The following is a 3,269-nucleotide window of genomic DNA, read 5'->3' as shown; positions in this document are numbered from 1 at the left end:
GAGCGGGGCCGGTGATACACGCGAGGCGAGGGCGGGAACGAACTCGCGGGTGGTCGGGCGCGCCCGACGCATCCTGCTCGCCCTGCTCGTCGCCGTCGCGGTCGTCGCGCCCCTCTCCGCCTTCGCGCGCCCGCAGATCCCCGCCCCGGCACCCGCAGCGCCCGCACGGGTGACCGCGGCGACGCTGGAGGACACGTACGCGGCGAACCGCGCGAACGCCGCGGAGGCGGCCCGTATGGCGGCGGACCACGGCGAGCGGCAGCGGGCCGCGGCGGACCGTGCCATGGCGGCGCCCTCCCGGCGCTTCCTCTCCTTCGACGGACGCGGTGCCGGACAGGCCGTCGAGGTCCTCGGGGACCTGGCGCACGCCGACCGTGTGGCCGTGCTGGTGCCGGGGTCCGACACCACCCTGGACACCTACGACCGCTTCCGCGCGACCGCGACGGCCCTGCGGGACCGGCTCGACGAGACCCTCGACGAGACCGAGACCGAGACCGAGACCGAGACCGAGACCGAGACCGGGGCCGGGGCCGCGTCGCGCACGCGCACCGCCGTGATCGCCTGGCTCGGCTACGAGACCCCGCGCACCGTCAGCACGACCGTGCTCACCACGGGCCGGGCGGAGAGCGCGGCACCCCGCCTACGCGCGTTCATACGGGAGCTGCGCGGACTGGTCGGCCGGGACGCCCGCGTCTCCCTGCTCTGCCACTCGTACGGCTCTGTCGTCTGCGCCCGCGCGGCCGACACCCCGGACCGCGCGGACCATCCGGCCGACCAGGCGGGCGAGCGCGTGGACGACCTCGTTCTCGTCGGCAGCCCGGGCACCGGCGCGGACAGTGCCGCCGCTCTGCACACGTCCGCACGCGTGTGGGCGGCCCGGGGCACCGGTGACTGGATCGCGGACGTCCCGCACACCCGGGCCGACCTCTTCGGCATCACCGTCGGCTTCGGCACCGACCCCGTCTCCCCGGCCTTCGGCGCCCGTGTCTTCGCCGCGGGCGACGGCGGCCACAGCGACTACTTCCGCCCGGGCTCCGTCTCGCTGGACAACCTCGCCCGGATCGTTCTCGGCGACACCTCGGAGGTCACCCGTGCGTGAGTCAGCCATACCGGTTCGTTCAGCGGTCCCGTCGGTGAGCCACCGCGTCCGGAGCGCGGCGCGCCGTATCGACGCAGCCACCCCCTCGGAACGGGACCGCGCCGTGGACGCCCTGCGCGCCCTGGCGATCGCCGGAGTCGTCCTGGGCCACTGGCTGGTGACGGCGCTGGTCGCGGACGGCGGCCGGCTGCGCACCGCGAGTCCGTTGCAGGACATGCCGTGGCTCGCGCCGATCTCCTGGGTCTTCCAGACGCTGGCCGTGTTCTTCCTGGTGGGTGGCCATGTGGCGACGAAGGGGTATGTGTCCGCACGCGCTCGGGGCATGAGCTACCGGCGGTGGCTGCGCGCCCGCCTGACCCGGCTGTTCAAGCCGGTCGCAGCCGTCCTCGTCCTGTGGACGATCACCGCTGCCGGCCTCCTCGCGACGGGCACGGGTGTCGACACGGTGCACGCGCTGCTGAAGCTGGCGCTGTCTCCCCTGTGGTTCCTGCTGGTCTTCGCCGGGCTGACGGCCGCGACGCCCCTGCTGGTCCGGCTGAACCCGCTGTGGCCGCTGGCCGTCGTCCTCCACGTGGACCTCGTCCGCTTCGGACTCGGCGGCCCGTCATGGCTCGGCTGGGTGAACGTGGCGGCGGGCTGGCTCGTGCCGTACACGCTGGGCGCGGCCTGGACGCGCGGTGAGCTGGAGCGCCGCCGGGCGGGCTGGATCCTGCTCGTCGGCGGCGCGGTCGCGACGGCGGTCCTGGTCGCCTGGGCCGGTTACCCGGCGTCGATGGTCGGAGTCCCCGGCACGCCGGTGTCCAATCTGAACCCGCCCACCCTGGCGGCCGTCACCTTCGGGCTGGCGCAGTGCGGCCTCGCCCTGCTGCTGCGCGCGTCCCTGCGCCGGGCGATGCGGCGGCCCACGGCCTGGGCGGTGGTGGCCCTCGTCAACCTGTCCGCGATGACCGTCTTCCTGTGGCACCAGACGGCCCTGATGGCGACCACGGCCACCGGTCTTCTCGCGGGCCGGCTCCCCGGTCTGCACACGGTCCCCGACGGCCTGGGCTGGGTGGCGGCCCGGCTCGTCTGGCTCCCGGTGTTCGCCCTCGCGCTGTTCGTCTGCTGGGCCGCGTTCCGCGTCCACGAGCAGAGCGGTGCTTATGAGCAGGGCGGCGGCGGTCCGCGCCGCTCGCGGGTGGTCCGGGCGCACCGGCCGTCGCACGGGCCGTCGCACCGGGCGGCACCGCGGAGGGCGCGTCGTGTCTAGGGTGGGCCGGGTGATGGAAACGGGGAGCCGGCACCGGACCGTGCGCCGCGTCCTGCGCTGGCTGCGGGTGCTGCGCGACGACCTGTGGACCGCCCGGGCCGATCCGCTGCCCCCGTCCGTATGGCTGCGCTGGCTGCCGCACGGTGTGGTGTGCCTGGCCGCGTTCGGGATCACGGTCGGTGGCACGGCCCAGCTCGGGGACGACGGGCACCTGAACGGCGGGGCCGCCTTCCTGATCGCGCTCGGGCAGGGCGGCGCGGTGGTCCTCGCCCTGTGGCGGCCGATCGCCGGGTGGTGGCTGTCGCTGGCGGCCACGGTGGTGGGTGCCGCCGCGTTGCACGGCCGACTGGGCTTCGACGAGTTCACCTGGCCCTGGACCGCGACCGGCATCATCGCCCACCTGCTCGTGCTCCTGCTGCTCGCGCTGCGGGTGCGCACCCGCGTGGCCGTCGAGGCGCTCGCCGTGACCGGGCTGGTCACCTACGTCATCGAGGGCCTGTGGGGAGCGGCGAACTACCTGCCGACCGGCATACTCACGGCCTCCCTGTCCGTCGTCGTCGTGGTGCTCGGCACAGCCCTGCACGGCCGTCGCGAGGCACGCGCGGAGCTCGTCCAGCAGGCCGGCATCACCGCCGAGGAGCGCGCCCGCCGCACCCTTCTGGAGGAGCGCAGCCGTATCGCGCGCGAGCTGCACGACGTGGTCGCCCACCACATGTCGGTGATCTCCATCCAGGCCCAGGTCGCCCCGTACCTCGTGGAGAACCCGCCCGAGGAGCTGAAGGAGAACCTGGAGGGCATCCGGCAGAACGCCCTGGAGGCCCTCACCGAGCTGCGCCGCGTCCTCGGCGTCCTGCGCTCGGAGCACCCCGAGGACCCGCACGGCATAGGCGGGGCCGCCGACGGCACGGCCCCCCACGCCCC

General features: G+C 74.9%; 3 protein-coding genes. All 3 read left to right on the top strand.

What is annotated here, in order from left to right; all coding sequences use genetic code 11:
• Positions 1-49: 49 nt before the first annotated feature.
• Positions 50-1,099: an alpha/beta hydrolase gene (locus FNH04_RS43590; RefSeq protein ID WP_322725573.1), complete on the top strand. Its 1,050-nt coding sequence runs from the start codon at positions 50-52 to the stop codon at positions 1,097-1,099.
• Between the two features lie 34 nt (positions 1,100-1,133).
• Positions 1,134-2,348 carry an acyltransferase family protein gene (locus tag FNH04_RS43585; protein ID WP_322725571.1) on the top strand — a complete coding sequence of 405 codons (1,215 nt, stop codon included), beginning with the start codon at positions 1,134-1,136 and terminating at the stop codon, positions 2,346-2,348.
• A 13-nt stretch (positions 2,349-2,361) separates the two neighbouring features.
• Positions 2,362-3,269, top strand: a 908-nt coding sequence (locus FNH04_RS43580; RefSeq protein ID WP_152791769.1) for a sensor histidine kinase, incomplete at its 3' end; no start/stop codon positions are given.

Origin of the sequence: Streptomyces phyllanthi, from assembly GCF_009377205.1 — a bacterium.
Lineage (GTDB): Bacteria > Actinomycetota > Actinomycetes > Streptomycetales > Streptomycetaceae > Streptomyces > Streptomyces phyllanthi.
Note: the sequence above shows the minus strand (reverse complement) of the source record. Positions and strands in the feature narration are given on the sequence as shown.